The sequence below is a fragment of the Bacillus ectoiniformans genome, assembly GCF_016908875.1.
GTDB classification, from domain to species: Bacteria; Bacillota; Bacilli; order Bacillales; family Domibacillaceae; genus Bacillus_BX; species Bacillus_BX ectoiniformans.
Window position 1 is genome coordinate 1 of the sequence record NZ_JAFBES010000024.1, and the last position, 15,162, is coordinate 15,162.

The following is a 15,162-nucleotide window of genomic DNA, read 5'->3' on the forward strand; positions in this document are numbered from 1 at the left end:
TTTTCCTTTCTTCAGGGTTGTTAAGGACATTATATCCGTCAACCCCCGGACAAACAATACCGTCAACAATTGGCCGTTTTTGAGTAGCATTAACAAACATATTAAAGGTTACATCCTCTTCCAAGAAATCTTTAAACTCCTTAACTAGCTCTTTTCGAGGACCCACCAATACATCATCTGCTTTGATTTCCCACCAATCTGACTTGACATCTTCAGTAACAAATATTACCGGTCTTTTTCCTTCATTATTAGATTTTTCCAATATTTCTTTCCACACTATTAGATCTCCGAATTTCCTAATATCTAATTCCCCTTTTTCTTCTTCATCTCTATATCCGGGAGGAATTTTATATTTATACCTGCGATCTCCCTCTTCGTAAATTTCTAATAATCGTTGGAACGAGAATTCATTTCCAACCTTTTCATTTGCTAAAAGTGTATCTACTAATGAGGATACTTCATCATTTGATAATAATGTTACATTGTTATTAATTTCATCTGCAATGCTTGTCTTAAAATCCTCAGATACCTGTTTTAACTTTTCTATTTCTCCTTCTAGAACTGCAGCAAGTTCTTTAATTTTCGGAAATTTATATTTACCATACTGGAGAAATCTTTTTGACAATTCAGTATGAGTATTTTTCAGCGTCCTATTAACTTCTGCTGTTAGATTTTTGTATTTATTAAATGATTGACTCCTAATTTTCTCTTTATGCGTATGAAATTCAGTATAAACCTGATTTGGAATCCATAATGAGTCTATAACTTCATTAAAATTTTCTAAAATTTGTTCAGATGTACCTGCTGACCATCTATAAAGATTTAACAGTACATTAGTATCTAGAATTACTATAGGATTCTCATCCCAAATCTCTTGAAATTCATCATTAGATAGCATGCTCATATTGTCACCTATTTTCTTTCCAATGAAATATTTGTTTGCCTAGTTTTATCTCCTTAACTGATGGAAAATAACAATACCTTAGTTTGTGTGAGGTACTTTCTGCTTAATTTCCATTAAATCAATAAATTCTATAACATCGGATGTTTTAATTTTATAACCTATATTTTGCGTTTCACTCACCACATTATCTATTTCTTTCAAGTATTTTTTTCCACTAAAATTGTTTTTTAATAAAATTAAAAGTCTATTTTTAGGGCGTGAAACAGCCACATAATGTAGGTATCTATCATTATCACTATTAAAATTATATTCATTACCATTAATAATTACTTGTTCGAATTCTAGCCCTTTAGAAGAATGTATAGTAGATGTAGTTAGTTTGTATTTTTCCGCGTTATAGTATGGTATATATTTCGGATCAGAAATCACGGTATATAATATACCAATTTCGTTACTCATTTTATTATTAACATCGCAGTATCCTAAATACTTATAAAATTCTAAACAACTATTATAAAATTCATCTTTGTCTACTAAGTTTTGTGTAACCTTCAGAAGTAGACTTCTAATTTTTCTTATTTCATAGGCTTCTGGCATTGGAATTTCTAAAAGAACATCGTATTCGTTGTATCGATCCTCAAGCAGATACGAGGCTAGCATCCTCGCTATCCATACATGCTCACTCTCTAAATCACCATTGTCTAAAGGAGAATGTGGTAAGTAAACAAAATCTATTTCTCTTTCCTTTAATAAGTTACTCCAGTCCTCAGCAGTGTCTCTTCTAAAATTTAAAAAGGAACATTTTTGGTCCCTATTTAACCAATTTTCAATATATTCAATCGCATCTACTTCATTCGTGTAAACAATCAATTGGACTTCGTTCTTAAATTCACAAACGTTGTAATTATTTCTTGCCTCTTCCATGAAAATATTAGAGTAATTTTGAATTGATTGGTTAGATCTGAAATTATGCCATAAGTTAAAAGTATTGAAGTCATCTCTTTTCATAAGATACTTGAACCCCTCACTATAAGCACCTCTCCAACCATAAATCGATTGCTTGATATCACCAACAAGAAATAATGGTATTTTAAGATTATCCGAGATATAAATAAATAAACTATGCATATCTACATCACAATCTTGATATTCATCAATATATAATCTAAAGTATTTTGATCTTAGATATCTTCTTGCTGAAATAGATTTTTTTAGTATATCCAGTCCTAATTGGAATGCGAAATTTTTATGATTATTATCATATTTGCACAAATATCCATTTTCTTTAATTTTACTAACTCCTTCATTAAATTTCTTAATCGTATTTCGATTAGAAAAGTCAGGAAATATCTCTTTTTTAAATTCACTACCGTAGACATCATACATAAATGGCTGAATTATTTCTTTTAATACAAAATTATCATTAGTCCCGATAAAACCAGTGCCTTTGTTTACACCTAATCTATCTTTAATTTCTTTCGCTGCTTTTCGAGTAAATGTGATAGCAGCAAAGGTTTGGTAATTACTCACACTATTAACATCTTGTATAATTCTTTTAACAGTTGTATAGGTTTTACCTGTTCCTGCACTTGCACTGACCACGATATTTCCATCAATATTTAGAATTTGGTCTCGTATGTCAATATCTACTGGGAGCATGATTCTATCAACTCCTTTAAACACCCAAAGTTTTCATGATTATATATAGAACTACATTGTCTTGAGTTTAAAGTTTTACAAAGTTGTATCATGTTAATCATTTTAGCGCTTTGTAAATAATCAATTCCAGTTTTCTTACTATTATTATTTTTCGCAAGTAAGTCCATTTGTTTAGGAATTATCTCGTATAGATCATTCTCTAAATCTATGCAGGAAATGTAAACACTTTTGCTTCTTAAATCATGGAAGTCTGCACTGTGATCAATCTCATAAATACCCCTTTGTAATGTTTTCTTATATTCAGGATCATTTTCATATTTATTTGCATCAACACCGGATTTGTTAGTCTTATTAGGAAAACCAACCAGTGATAACCCCCTATTTAGTCCCAACAGATTACATTCCCTCTTTTTCTTATTAAGTTTTAAGTCATTATCTGTCTTTACTATCACCTTTATCCCCAAGTTTGATAAAACTTTGTAATATTCACTAAAATCTATTCCATCAACTTGGAGGATATATCCCCCGAAACTCTCATATCTTTCATGCTTTTCTCTTAAAATTCTTTCAAAGAGAATTTTTTCTGAAGGACCCTCTACTAATAAAACTACGTCTGCAAAAATTGCTTCAGATAAATTTTCATTTAGTTTCTGCTTGACCATCTTATAATCATCTGGAACTACATATGTATAAGATTTTGCCTTTATTTTTTTATCTTTAAATAGTTTTATGAGATTTACATTATCCATTTGACTCACAATTAGGGATGAATGGGTGGTTATAAATAAGTATTTAAAAATACCATCACTAAATAATTGGTATGACAGTGCGATCTGCATAGAGCGATGAAGATGATTCTCTAATTCTTCAATTAAAAAAATATTAATTTTTTTATCTTCATTTCTCCTGTTTTCTAAAGCCAATAATGTATATGCTAAGATTTTTTTTCTGCCATCCCCACCCGTAGGATAAGTTTCAGAATCCTCATTCAATATATATGGTGTCAATTTTGAGTGGAGATTACTTAACTCAATCTCGGACTTAATAGTTATTCTTAGGTTCTTTTCATCACGAAATTTTTTATATTCCTTAACTAAATCGCTTTCAAAATTTTTAATACTTTTTAATTTACCAATACTTTTATTTAAATTTGCAATATGTAAATAAACCCTCTTTCGTTCTGTTTCATCTAAACTTGTATCAGCTCTTAAAATTTCTTTTGTATATCTCCTAAATTCATTATCCATTTTTATTGATGAATCTATATAAACCACGTTAAATAACTTATCAATCTCATAAAATGACTGATTACTTGGGATTGCATCAAGATTATTAATCTCGGCTCCCCAAAACAATTCAGGTTCTCCCCTTAGTGTTTCGGGATTGTATTTAGCCTTTAATTGAAAAAAAACTACTTTTGCGTCAGAGGGTATGGCCCCCTTCATTGCAGTATAAATCTTTTTGTTGTCTTCATTATTTTCATCTTCTATGTTTACTTCTAAGGTAATAATAATTTCACTATCAATCTTCCTATTAAAGAAATCAGTATCTATAAATCCATGCTTTCTAAAATCTCTATCTAGTAAAAACCTCAACCCACCCAAGAAATTAGTCTTACCTATGTCATTTAGTCCAAATATCACATTCCGATTAGTTAAACATAACTCTATTTCTTCAAAGTTTCTGAAACCTTTGATATACAATGACTTAAACTCCATATAAACTCAACCTTTCTTTCAAAGAGAAGTAAATATTACCTAAGAAAATTTTACCAAACTTTAAATGAATTTTATATCTATAATTCGACATAATCCTATGTTAATTGTTATTATCGTGAGTTGAGTTTAACAAAGAACCAATTTAAATAAGATCAATACAATTAATTCCAAGACAATTATATTTTTATATTATATCAACACTTTTGTTAACTAAAATGTTTGCAGATAGATGTACTTTTACATAAAACCACTTTGATGTATAAAAAAATTGGATTGAATATAATATTGACATTTAGTGCAATTTGTATGTCTAAGAGGGACGGGATGGCATATAGCCTTCCGTCTTTTACTTGAACTGCCTGTACAAAAAGTCTCAATACGCAAATTTTAATAACACAAAAACCACTCCCTAATTTTATAGGAAGTGGTTTTTGCTATTGATATAAATGGTTTACATGACTGCTTCTCAAAATGGAGCGGAAATAGCTATAACTATTTCTCAGATGTTTGGCTTAAAAGCCTTACATCATGCCGCCCATTCCACCCATGCCGCCCATGTCAGGCATGCCCATGCCGCCGCCATTTTCTTCTGGCTTGTCAGCTACAACAGCTTCTGTTGTTAGGAACATTGCTGCTACTGATGCTGCATGTTGAAGTGCGTAACGAGTTACTTTTGTTGGGTCTACGATACCAGTTTCGATCATGTTGACCCATTCGCCAGTCGCTGCGTTGAAGCCTACGCCGATTTCTTCACGTTTTAGGCGGTCAACGACTACAGAACCTTCAAGGCCGGCGTTGAATGCGATTTGACGGATTGGCTCTTCTAGTGCACGAAGAACGATGTTCACACCAGTGGCTACGTCGCCTTCTGCTTCTACTTGAGCTACTTTGTTGTATACGTTGACAAGCGCTGTACCACCACCGGATACGATGCCTTCTTCTACAGCTGCGCGAGTTGCGTTTAGAGCATCTTCAATGCGAAGTTTACGCTCTTTTAATTCTGTTTCAGTCGCCGCTCCCACTTTGATGACAGCTACGCCGCCAGCTAGTTTCGCTAAGCGCTCTTGTAATTTTTCACGGTCAAATTCAGAAGTTGTTTCTTCTAATTGAGCGCGGATTTGGTTTACGCGTCCTTCGATTTGTGCAGAGTCGCCTGCGCCTTCAACGATTGTTGTATTTTCTTTCGTTACCACAACTTTCGCTGCGCGTCCAAGCTGAGAAATGTTCGCTGATTTAAGGTCTAAGCCTAAATCTTCTGTGATCACTTCTGCACCTGTAAGAACGGCGATATCTTCAAGCATTGCTTTACGGCGGTCACCGAATCCAGGAGCTTTAACAGCTACTGCATTGAATGTGCCGCGAAGTTTGTTCACTACTAATGTAGCAAGCGCTTCGCCTTCCACATCTTCAGAGATCAATAATAGCGGCTTGCTTTGCTGAACTACTTGCTCAAGCACTGGAAGGATTTCTTGAATGCTTGCGATCTTTTTATCAGTAATTAGGATATATGGATTTTCAAGAACTGCTTCCATTTTATCTGAATCAGAGATCATGTATGGAGACGCGTAACCGCGGTCGAACTGCATACCTTCTACTACATCTAATTCAGTTGTGAAGCCTTTAGATTCTTCAATCGTGATAACACCATCATTGCCTACGCGCTGCATCGCTTCAGCAATCAATTGGCCAACTTCTTCGTCAGCAGAAGATATTGCGGCTACTTGTGCAATAGACTCTTTGCCTTCGATTGGTTTAGAAATTTCTTTTAATGACTCAACAGCTGCTTGAACGGCTTTGTCCATACCTTTACGAACGCCAACAGGATTTGCGCCAGCTGTTACGTTTTTCAAGCCTTCGCGAATCATTGCTTGAGCTAGAACTGTAGCTGTAGTCGTACCGTCACCAGCTACGTCATTTGTTTTGCTCGCTACTTCAGCAACAAGCTTCGCACCCATGTTTTCGAATGCATCTTCAAGTTCGATTTCTTTCGCGATTGTTACACCGTCATTCGTGATTAAAGGAGATCCGAATTTCTTCTCAAGAACCACGTTGCGTCCTTTTGGTCCAAGAGTTACTTTTACGGCATCTGCTAATTGGTCTACTCCGCGAAGCATCGCGCGGCGTGCTTCTTCACTGAACTTAATTTCTTTTGCCATATTGAAAAACCTCCCTGATATTCGTTGATTATTTATTTAAAAAGTAATTGTGGTTAATTATTCGCCTACGACAGCAAGGATATCGCTTTCGCGAAGCAATAAATATTCTGTGCCTTGGTATTTCACTTCTGTTCCTGCATATTTAGAGAAGATGATGCGATCTCCAACAGCTACCTCAAGAGCTACGCGCTCACCGCTGTCTAGAACACGGCCAGTACCGACTGCTACGATTTTGCCTTCTTGTGGCTTTTCCTTTGCTGAATCTGGCAAAACGATACCGCTAGCCGTTTTTTCTTCCGTTTCTACAAGCTCAATTACTACGCGATCACCTAGTGGTTTTAACAAGTGAAACAACCTCCTCAAAATTTATGTAATTTTTTATTTTATTAGCACTCTCTTATCCTGAGTGCTAACACAATTATTATAATAAATAAAATACATTTCTTTTGCAAGGGTGAAGCTTAAATTTTTTTCAATTGTTTTCCTCATATGGAGTTCACCCTTTTAAACCCTAGTTATTTGAATGATCTTCTGTTTATTAGTAAAATAGCCTGTAAAGGAATTTTTGATGAGGAGACTTTCAATTTGAAAAAAGAATATGGCTATATACTCATTGCTTACATACTGATGCAGCTTTCCGGCTTTGTCGGATATCCGCTCGTTTTTAAAGCGGGGCAATTCTTAGGTATGGATGCGGTAAAAATGAAAGAATTGGTTCCTGGCTATTGGCTAGTGATCAGTTTTTCTCTCACCCTGCTGATTGTGTGGCTGATCTTGCGGAAAACTAACCGCACCAGCAAGCTTGAACGAATGGAACCGCTCCCTGTCGGCCAATCTGTATTTTGGGCGGTCATCGGTGTATTTCTGGCATTATTCGCTCAACGGATTGCCATTGCGATTGAAGCCGCTCTCGGCATTGAAATGGGTTCGCAAAATACGGAATCCATCATTCAAATTATTGAGCTTGTGCCTGCCGTGATGATTGCCGCTTCAGTCATTGGACCAATACTCGAGGAAATTGTTTTCCGCAAAATCCTGTTCGGCAGTCTTTACGAGAAATATTCGTTTACTGTTTCTGCTCTAATCAGCTCCGTGATCTTTTCGCTGGCGCATATGGAGCTAGAACACACGATTCTTTACGCTTCTATGGGCTTCACCTTTGCTTTTCTCTATGTCAAAACGAAGCGAATCATCGTACCGATTTGTGCGCATGTGGCAATGAACTCGCTCGTCGTGGTCGTTCAATACTTTTATGCAGATGAAATTGAAAAGATGATGAAAGAAGCCGAACAGATGCAGCAAATGATTTTGTGGTTTATGTAGTACACTGACTTACTGGAGGAAGTTTCATGAGACAATCACCGTTAACAACGGGAATATTCTACTTAATTCTCGGTGTCTTTTTTACCTATATGGCCATTCAGCAAGTAAATAACAATGGGTTTGGATTCTTTACTTACCTGCTGATTCTGCTCGCGACAATGGATATCGGATCAGGCATACGCATGGTTCTTATCCATTACAAAATTAGAAACAGCCAAAAAAAATAGGCCTTCATTGAAGGTCTATTTTTTTATTCTTCTATATCCGGCTGCTGCATTCGCTCTGCCTCGGCGGCCAAGGCTTTCTTATAGCCAATTTTAGAAATCCAAATACTAATTTCATATAAGAATAGCAGCGGCACCGTCACCATCATGTGGGACATAATATCAGGCGGTGTAATAAGTGCGGCAATCACTAACAAAATGAAATAAGCAAAACGTCGAATTTGCGCTAAAAACATCGGTGTAATGATGCCAAGTCTCGTCAAGAATAATGTCACTACCGGCAATTGAAACAGAAACCCAAATGGAATAGTAATTTGAAATAAAAATTGAAAATATTCATTAATTCCAATGACCTGTTCAATATTCAATTTACTCGATAAATTCATCATAAAATGAATGATGTACGGAAAAAGAATAAAGTAGGAAAAGGATAGTCCTGCAAGAAACAAAAGAACCGACATCGGAATATAGCTGAGTGTCACTTTCCGCTCTTTCTCTAGAAGACCTGGGCTAACAAAGGACCAAAGCTGATATAAAATGACGGGTGATGTAAAAATGATGCCGAGTACAAACGCCATTTGGAAATAGATCTTTAATGGATCGGTCACCCTGAAAGCATTCATCGTCAGTTCCTTCGCTTCATCTGCGTGTTGCAAATAGCGAATAAGCGGTTCGGCAAGTAGTAAACTTGCCACAATAGCAAAGAAGAAGAAAACGACTACTATGATGAGCCGTTTTCTTAATTCACTAATATGTTCATATATTGTCATGTCTTGTCGACTCATAGTCATTCATCCTAACATTACTTGGGATCTTTATTTTCAGCTGATTTATCTTCATCGTCTGCCAAACCTTTTGTGGCATGCTTGAATTCTTTCAGCGTATCTCCCGCTGCTCGTCCAAGCTCAGGAAGCTTTTTCGGGCCAAAAATTAATAAAGCGGCTACGGCGATTAATACGATACTGCCAACACCCATACTCATTGGTGCAACACCTCCTTCTTTTTATGATAACTGATTTTCACGCTTATTTCTATTACGAGTTTTCTGACTCCGTTTCAGGATAGTTCTTTAAAAAATAAACAAGCGACTGCAATTCAACCGCTAAATCAATGTGGTGAACACGAATAGTAGAAGGCACATTCAGGCGTGCAGGCGTAAAGTTTAAAATGCCTTTTATATTAGAAGCCACTAAACGATCTGTTATGCTTTGAGCAAAGGTCGAAGGCACCGTCAGAATGGCTACATTCACATTCTCCTCTGCCAGCTTCTTCTCAAGATCGTCCATATGATAAATGTTTACATCACCGATTTTTGTGTTTACTTTATCCTCCGACACATCAAAGGCGAATTGAATTTTCGTATTGTTATTCTTCATGAAATTATAGTTAAGAAAAGCGGTACCCAAATTCCCTACACCAATAAGTGCCACATTCGTCACTTCATCCTGATCCAGTGTTTTACGGAAGAACGAAAGTAAATAGCTCACATTGTAGCCGTATCCCTTTTTTCCTAGCGCGCCAAAATAAGAAAAATCACGACGGATTGTAGCAGAATCCACTTTTACAGCTTCACTCAATTCCGCTGAAGACACTCGCTGCTTTCCAGATGAGTGTAAATTCTGAATAAAACGGTAATACAAAGGCAAACGTTTTGCTGTTGCTTGCGGAATTTTAATTAAATCTTGATTCATTTCCATACCCCCAACACTAACCACATACTGCGTTAACACTTTGTGCAAGTCCATTTCCTCTATTATCATACCTTATTTTCCTTCTATTGTCTTTGAACTTTGTCCAACTTTTCACAACCTATGACGCACCTCTTTCTTCTCACACATCGTCCATTTCTGATAATTGCTTGTTTCCTGTTGCATGGGATACACTTACAATAGAAATAGAGGTGAAAATCATGATATTACTGCAAGTACAACAACTGACTAAACATTTCGGTGCAGAACTGATCTTATCGAATATTAAACTTGAGGTGCAAACGAGAGACCGTATTGCTCTTGTTGGGCGCAACGGAGCAGGCAAGTCTACTCTTCTAAAAATAATTGCGGGTCACCTGGGGTATGATTCTGGTGATATTATGAAGCCTAAAGATGTATCCATTGGCTATCTAGCACAGGATACTGGCTTGGAGTCAGACCTATCTATTTGGGAAGAGATGCTCAGCGTCTTTAATCATTTGCGTGACATGGAACAGAAAATCCGTGGTTTAGAACAGCAAATGGCCGATCCTGCCGTATATGAAGATCCGAATCAATATGAAAAAGTATTAAAGGAATATGATGTTCTTCAGCATAAATTTAAGGAACTTGGCGGCTATCAGTATGAAGCGGATATCCGTTCAATTTTACACGGATTAAACTTTCAGGAGTTTGACTATTCGACAAAAATCGAGACGCTCAGCGGCGGACAGAAGACTAGGCTTGCTCTAGGGAAACTTCTGCTTACGCAGCCGGATATCTTAATCTTGGATGAGCCGACCAACCACCTAGACATCAGTACACTCTCATGGCTTGAGCAGTATTTGCAAAATTACAGCGGGGCGATCCTGATTGTTTCGCATGACCGTTACTTCCTGGATAAAGTCGTGAACCAAGTCTATGAAGTGTCGCGTAACCGAATCAAGAAGTATCCAGGGAACTACGGGAAATACCTGATTCAAAAAGCGGCACAGTACGAACAGGAAATGAAACAGTTTGAGAAGCAGCAAGAAGAAGTCGCTAAGCTGCAAGATTTTATTCAGCGCAATATCGCCAGAGCCTCTACCACGAAACGAGCGCAAAGCCGGCGGAAACAATTAGAGCGAATGGACATGCTGTCGCGTCCTGAAGGATATGAGAAATCAGCCAATATCATGTTCGATATAGAGAAGCAAAGCGGAAATGAAGTATTGAAAGTAAATGATCTTTCGATTGGATACGATGGTGCTCCTGTCGCTGAAAATTTGAATTTTTTCATTAACCGAGAAGACAGTATTGCGCTCGTCGGGCCAAATGGCGCTGGAAAGTCTACTTTGCTGAAAACGATCGTAGATAAGCTGCAGGCTCTGAATGGCCGCACTACACTCGGTACGAATGTTTCGATTGGGTATTATGATCAAGAACAGGCTAATTTAACATCTAATAAAACGGTGTTGAATGAATTATGGGATGAGTATCCATTGACTCCCGAAAAAGATATTCGCACAGCATTAGGGAACTTTCTTTTCTCTGGTGACGATGTGTTAAAACCGGTTTCAGCTTTAAGCGGCGGAGAGAAAGCCCGTCTTGCCCTTTCAAAGCTTATGATGCAGAAAGCGAATTTTTTAATTTTAGATGAGCCAACGAATCACTTGGACCTTGATAGCAAAGAGGTACTTGAAAATGCCTTAATTGATTATCCTGGTACGATTCTGTTTGTTTCTCATGACCGTTACTTTATTAACCGAATCGCCTCTAAGGTGATAGAGTTATCTAAAGAAGGCGTCACAGAGTATCTAGGTGATTATGATTATTATGTTTTAAAGAAACAAGAACAGATCGAACTCGCGGCATTCGAAACACCTGTTTCTTCATCTAATAAGAAGACAGAGAACAAGCCATCTGACTCCGCAGATTATGCAAAAGATAAGGAACAGAAAAAAGCGGAGCGCCAAAAACGCCGCAGATTAGAGGAAATTGAAGAACAGGTAGAAGTACTTGAAGAACAGGTGAGTGAAAAGGAAGCTCTTTTATGTGAACCTGATATTTTTCAGGATCATGAAAAATCCCTCGTGCTTCATGAAGAAGTCGAAGCGCTTAAATTGCAAATAGAAGAACTCATGGAAGAGTGGGAAGAGCTCCAACTATAAGTAAGAGCATCAGCAATGATGAAGAAATCCGGCCTTGCTGGATTCTTTCATCATTGCTTTTCTTATGCACATCGTTATCCACATATCCAATGAAGCTATGCTAGTTACTCACAAAACTTATCCACTTCATCCACAAAATAAGTGGGATTAATCCACATTATCCACAGTTTATCCATAAATGATTTTCAACAGCTAAATCTTTGTTTTCAACAGGTTATTCACAACTTGTGAACAAGTCGGGGATAAAGTCAAAAAAAATAGACAACTCCACCATAGGAGCTGTCTATTTTTCATTAAAACTTCTCAATATCTAAGCCTGGATATCCATTCATTGACCAGTCATCACGTTTTCCCTGCTCAAATAACACGGTTCCTGCAGCAGCAATCATCGCTGCATTATCTGTGCATAAGTGCAGAGGAGGAATAATTAAATCTACCGATGGCATTTGATCAAAAGCCTTTGTTAATGAAGCTCTTAACCCCTTATTAGCCGCCACACCCCCAGATAAAAGCACCTGCTTCACGTTATATTCCTGTGCGGCTTTAACCGTTTTGACTGTTAATACCTCAACGACACTTGCTTGAAAGCTTGCTGCTAGGTTTTCAGGAGAAATCTGTTCGCCGCGCTGTTCAGAATTGTGAAGAGTGTTGATAACCGCCGACTTTAATCCACTGAAACTAAAATCATAAGAACCCTCTTCCATCCAAGCTCTCGGAAGCTTAAGCGTGTCTTCACCTTCTGCAGCTAAGCGGTCAATGTGAGGGCCGCCTGGGTAAGGAAGCTTAAGTGTGCGAGCCACTTTATCGTACGCTTCACCTGCTGCGTCATCCCTCGTCTCACCGATCACCTCAAAGGAGCCATGTTCTTTCATGTAGACAAGTTCCGTATGCCCCCCTGAAACCACAAGCGATAATAGCGGAAACTGCATTTCTTCCACTAAACGATTCGCATAAATATGTCCTGCAATATGATGGACACCGACTAGGGGAAGGTTATGGGCAAAGGCGACAGCTTTAGCTGCGTTAACCCCTATCAATAACGAGCCGACTAGACCGGGTCCTTTGGTAACCGCAATGGCATCCATATCCTCTACATTCATATCAGCCTGCGCTAATACTTCTTCTAGCACCAATGTGATTTGTTCAACATGATGTCTTGAAGCCACTTCTGGCACGACGCCACCGAAGCGTTTATGACTCTCAATTTGTGAAGAAACCACATTCGCTACAATCTCTCTTCCATTTTTCACGATCGCTGCCGCTGTTTCATCACAGCTTGTCTCTAAACCTAAAATATAAAGATCTTTTTTCATTATAAGTTCACCCACATTACTAGAGCATCCTCTTGATTGTCTGAATAATAATTTTTTCTAATTCCTCCTGGTGCGAAACCAAGCTTTTCATATAACCCCTGAGCCGGACGATTGCTTACACGCACTTCTAATGTCATGATTGAGCCGCCTTTACTCTTTGCTGTTTCCATTGCGTGTAAGAGTAATCTCTCACCGAAACCTTTTCCCCGATACTCGGGAAGGACAGCAATATTTGTAATTTGTGTTTCATCCAGCACCAGCCACATGCCGCAATAGCCTACTACTTTTTGGTCGTGCACAGCCACATGATAAATGGCAAAGTTATTCGTCACAATTTCTCGGTAAAAAGAATCTTTCGTCCACGGAACAGAAAAGCTATGATGTTCGATTTCACAGACCATGTTAATATCATCGACGGTCATCGGACGAATTTCAAGATCATTCATGTACGTTCCCCGTCCTTTTGCTGCGCCTCCAGCCATTTCACTTCTGCCTCAGCCATACGAATATAGTTAGGCACAAATGTATGTAAGTCTTCAGCGGGAAGAACCAACCCAAGGCGGCCAAGCTCTGATGGACGGACGTGTGCGGCAACTGCATCACCAAATACCGCCTGTTCCGGCAATTGTTCTTGAATGACTGCTTGATGAATGCCTACATCACTTCCTGCAAATAAAACAGGTGCTTTTAATTCACGCAGCTGCGCACACCATTCTTCTATGGAGACATTTTGATCGGGAATCTTTTCTTCCAGTTTGCCATCTACAAAATGATATAGACCTGTATAGACTCTGCCTCTTCTCGCATCAAATATAGGAGAAATATAAGACGGATAGTACTTAGCCGATGAAGCCAAAGCCGCTAAACTAGATACACCTGAGAGCGGTATATTCAAAGTCCACGCTAAGGTCTTAGCAATCGTTACGCCAATTCTTACTCCTGTGTAGGAGCCAGGACCTTTAGCTACGACAATCTTGCCAAGTTCTTTCGGCTTAACTCCGCATTCACTTAAAAGGTGCTCAATCGCCGGCATCACACGCAATGAATGATTAACTTTTAAATCCGTTGTGTATTCACCTATTAACTGGTCATCTTCAAGCAAAGCCAGACCAAGTGCATAAGTAGATGTATCAATCGCTAGTACTTTCATATTTCAAGCTCCTTACTTAACGTTTCATATCTATCGCCAACTGGCAGTATTTGAATTTCCCTGTCGTCATCTCCTTTATGCAGCAAAGAGATCTTTAAGTATTCGTCCGGCAGCTGGGCTTCAATTAAATGAGCCCACTCTATGACACACACACCTTCACCATAAAAATATTCATCGAAGCCAAGGTCTTCTTCAGAATCCTTCACTCGATAGACATCCATATGATAAAGAGGCATTTTTCCCATATATTCTTTAATGATAGTAAACGTCGGACTGTTGACATTTCTCTTCACACCTAAGCCTTTTGCAAGTCCTTGGGTGAATGTCGTCTTGCCTGCCCCTAGATCCCCTTCAAGCAGGATGACCGATCCGGGGAATAAGTGATGAGCTAATTGTTCAGCAAACATTTGGGTTTGCGATGCATTCTTCGTTGAAAACGTATAGGCTTCCATGCAAGTTCTCCCTTGTCTTTTTTCATTTATCCCGTAAAAAAACCTTAGGATTTATTACATCCTAAGGCTGTATATTTATTATAGTATAGCTTAAATGTCCAGATAAAAAAAGAAAACGAAACCTAGTTTCGTTATTTGTGTAAATAATATAAAATGGCGGTCCGGACGGGACTCGAACCCGCGACCTCCTGCGTGACAGGCAGGCATTCTAACCAACTGAACTACCGGACCAATGATTGCGGGGACAGGATTTGAACCTGCGACCTTCGGGTTATGAGCCCGACGAGCTACCGAACTGCTCCACCCCGCGACGATAATATAATTTATACAGCTTGGCGGCGTCCTACTCTCACAGGGGGAAACCCCCAACTACCATCGGCGCTGAAGAGCTTAACTGCCGTGTTCGGGATGGGAACGGGTGTGAC

15 protein-coding genes, 2 tRNA genes and 1 rRNA gene are annotated in these 15,162 nt (G+C 38.3%); 3 read left to right on the forward strand and 15 right to left on the reverse strand.

What is annotated here, in order from left to right:
* From JOC78_RS17080 to groES, 5 genes are all read right to left on the reverse strand, one after another.
* Positions 1-898 (reverse strand): PIN-like domain-containing protein (locus JOC78_RS17080; RefSeq protein ID WP_204558493.1); only part of this gene is annotated, 898 nt, incomplete at its 3' end.
* Between the two features lie 84 nt (positions 899-982).
* On the reverse strand, positions 983-2,563 hold the full coding sequence (locus JOC78_RS17085) for a UvrD-helicase domain-containing protein (protein ID WP_204558495.1): 1,581 nt from the start codon (positions 2,561-2,563) through the stop codon (positions 983-985).
* Positions 2,551-4,281: an ATP-dependent nuclease gene (locus JOC78_RS17090; protein WP_204558497.1), complete on the reverse strand. Its 1,731-nt coding sequence runs from the start codon at positions 4,279-4,281 to the stop codon at positions 2,551-2,553. The genes JOC78_RS17085 and JOC78_RS17090 overlap by 13 nt, the downstream gene beginning before the upstream one ends.
* A gap of 521 nt (positions 4,282-4,802) precedes the next feature.
* Positions 4,803-6,437, reverse strand: coding sequence for a chaperonin GroEL (gene groL / locus JOC78_RS17095; protein WP_204558499.1), 1,635 nt, complete (start codon positions 6,435-6,437; stop codon positions 4,803-4,805).
* 57 nt (positions 6,438-6,494) lie between these two features.
* Positions 6,495-6,782 (reverse strand): co-chaperone GroES, encoded by a 288-nt coding sequence (gene groES / locus JOC78_RS17100; protein ID WP_204558501.1) that lies wholly within the window; start codon positions 6,780-6,782, stop codon positions 6,495-6,497.
* A gap of 240 nt (positions 6,783-7,022) precedes the next feature.
* Here groES and JOC78_RS17105 point away from each other — a divergent pair, with 240 nt between their 5' ends.
* Both JOC78_RS17105 and JOC78_RS17110 read left to right on the forward strand, forming a co-directional pair.
* On the forward strand, positions 7,023-7,760 hold the full coding sequence (locus JOC78_RS17105; RefSeq protein WP_204558503.1) for a CPBP family intramembrane glutamic endopeptidase: 738 nt from the start codon (positions 7,023-7,025) through the stop codon (positions 7,758-7,760).
* Between the two features lie 26 nt (positions 7,761-7,786).
* A complete protein-coding gene (locus JOC78_RS17110; RefSeq protein WP_204558505.1) occupies positions 7,787-7,987 on the forward strand; it encodes a YdiK family protein in 201 nt (66 codons plus the stop codon).
* A gap of 23 nt (positions 7,988-8,010) precedes the next feature.
* On the opposite strand, the gene tatC is transcribed toward JOC78_RS17110, so the two are convergent.
* Genes tatC through JOC78_RS17125 form a run of 3 tightly spaced genes read right to left on the reverse strand, consistent with a single transcriptional unit; the run spans position 8,011 to position 9,675 of the window.
* A complete protein-coding gene (tatC, locus tag JOC78_RS17115; RefSeq protein WP_204558507.1) occupies positions 8,011-8,769 on the reverse strand; it encodes a twin-arginine translocase subunit TatC in 759 nt (252 codons plus the stop codon).
* 17 nt (positions 8,770-8,786) lie between these two features.
* A complete protein-coding gene (locus JOC78_RS17120; protein ID WP_204558509.1) occupies positions 8,787-8,966 on the reverse strand; it encodes a twin-arginine translocase TatA/TatE family subunit in 180 nt (59 codons plus the stop codon).
* Positions 8,967-9,018: 52 nt separating this feature from the next.
* Positions 9,019-9,675 carry a redox-sensing transcriptional repressor Rex gene (locus JOC78_RS17125; protein ID WP_204558511.1) on the reverse strand — a complete coding sequence of 219 codons (657 nt, stop codon included), beginning with the start codon at positions 9,673-9,675 and terminating at the stop codon, positions 9,019-9,021.
* Positions 9,676-9,893: 218 nt separating this feature from the next.
* Here JOC78_RS17125 and JOC78_RS17130 point away from each other — a divergent pair, with 218 nt between their 5' ends.
* Positions 9,894-11,822: an ABC-F family ATP-binding cassette domain-containing protein gene (locus JOC78_RS17130; protein ID WP_204558513.1), complete on the forward strand. Its 1,929-nt coding sequence runs from the start codon at positions 9,894-9,896 to the stop codon at positions 11,820-11,822.
* Positions 11,823-12,115: 293 nt separating this feature from the next.
* On the opposite strand, the gene tsaD is transcribed toward JOC78_RS17130, so the two are convergent.
* From tsaD to rrf, 7 genes are all read right to left on the reverse strand, one after another.
* Complete coding sequence (tsaD, locus tag JOC78_RS17135) at positions 12,116-13,135, reverse strand: tRNA (adenosine(37)-N6)-threonylcarbamoyltransferase complex transferase subunit TsaD (protein ID WP_204558520.1); 1,020 nt, start codon at positions 13,133-13,135, stop codon at positions 12,116-12,118.
* Complete coding sequence (gene rimI, locus JOC78_RS17140) at positions 13,135-13,581, reverse strand: ribosomal protein S18-alanine N-acetyltransferase (RefSeq protein WP_204558523.1); 447 nt, start codon at positions 13,579-13,581, stop codon at positions 13,135-13,137. Before rimI ends, tsaD begins: the two co-directional genes overlap by 1 nt.
* Entirely contained in the window at positions 13,578-14,285 is a 708-nt protein-coding gene (gene tsaB, locus JOC78_RS17145) for a tRNA (adenosine(37)-N6)-threonylcarbamoyltransferase complex dimerization subunit type 1 TsaB (protein WP_204558525.1), read from the reverse strand. The genes rimI and tsaB overlap by 4 nt, the downstream gene beginning before the upstream one ends.
* Entirely contained in the window at positions 14,282-14,692 is a 411-nt protein-coding gene (gene tsaE, locus JOC78_RS17150) for a tRNA (adenosine(37)-N6)-threonylcarbamoyltransferase complex ATPase subunit type 1 TsaE (RefSeq protein WP_420829958.1), read from the reverse strand. Before tsaE ends, tsaB begins: the two co-directional genes overlap by 4 nt.
* A gap of 199 nt (positions 14,693-14,891) precedes the next feature.
* Positions 14,892-14,968, reverse strand: a tRNA-Asp gene (locus tag JOC78_RS17155).
* Positions 14,969-14,973: 5 nt separating this feature from the next.
* Positions 14,974-15,047: transfer RNA gene (locus JOC78_RS17160), tRNA-Met, on the reverse strand.
* Between the two features lie 20 nt (positions 15,048-15,067).
* Positions 15,068-15,162, reverse strand: a 5S ribosomal RNA gene (gene rrf, locus JOC78_RS17165); the annotation flags it as partial.

Coding starts and splice junctions, on each gene's coding strand:
- JOC78_RS17085 (WP_204558495.1), bottom strand. CDS start 2,563: ATGCTCCCAGTAGATATTGACATACGAGACCAAATTCTAAATATTGAT.
- JOC78_RS17090 (WP_204558497.1), bottom strand. CDS start 4,281: ATGGAGTTTAAGTCATTGTATATCAAAGGTTTCAGAAACTTTGAAGAA.
- groL (WP_204558499.1), bottom strand. CDS start 6,437: ATGGCAAAAGAAATTAAGTTCAGTGAAGAAGCACGCCGCGCGATGCTT.
- JOC78_RS17110 (WP_204558505.1), top strand. CDS start 7,787: ATGAGACAATCACCGTTAACAACGGGAATATTCTACTTAATTCTCGGT.
- tatC (WP_204558507.1), bottom strand. CDS start 8,769: ATGAGTCGACAAGACATGACAATATATGAACATATTAGTGAATTAAGA.
- JOC78_RS17120 (WP_204558509.1), bottom strand. CDS start 8,966: ATGAGTATGGGTGTTGGCAGTATCGTATTAATCGCCGTAGCCGCTTTA.
- JOC78_RS17125 (WP_204558511.1), bottom strand. CDS start 9,675: ATGAATCAAGATTTAATTAAAATTCCGCAAGCAACAGCAAAACGTTTG.
- JOC78_RS17130 (WP_204558513.1), top strand. CDS start 9,894: ATGATATTACTGCAAGTACAACAACTGACTAAACATTTCGGTGCAGAA.
- tsaD (WP_204558520.1), bottom strand. CDS start 13,135: ATGAAAAAAGATCTTTATATTTTAGGTTTAGAGACAAGCTGTGATGAA.
- rimI (WP_204558523.1), bottom strand. CDS start 13,581: ATGAATGATCTTGAAATTCGTCCGATGACCGTCGATGATATTAACATG.
- tsaB (WP_204558525.1), bottom strand. CDS start 14,285: ATGAAAGTACTAGCGATTGATACATCTACTTATGCACTTGGTCTGGCT.
- tsaE (WP_420829958.1), bottom strand. CDS start 14,692: ATGTTTGCTGAACAATTAGCTCATCACTTATTCCCCGGATCGGTCATC.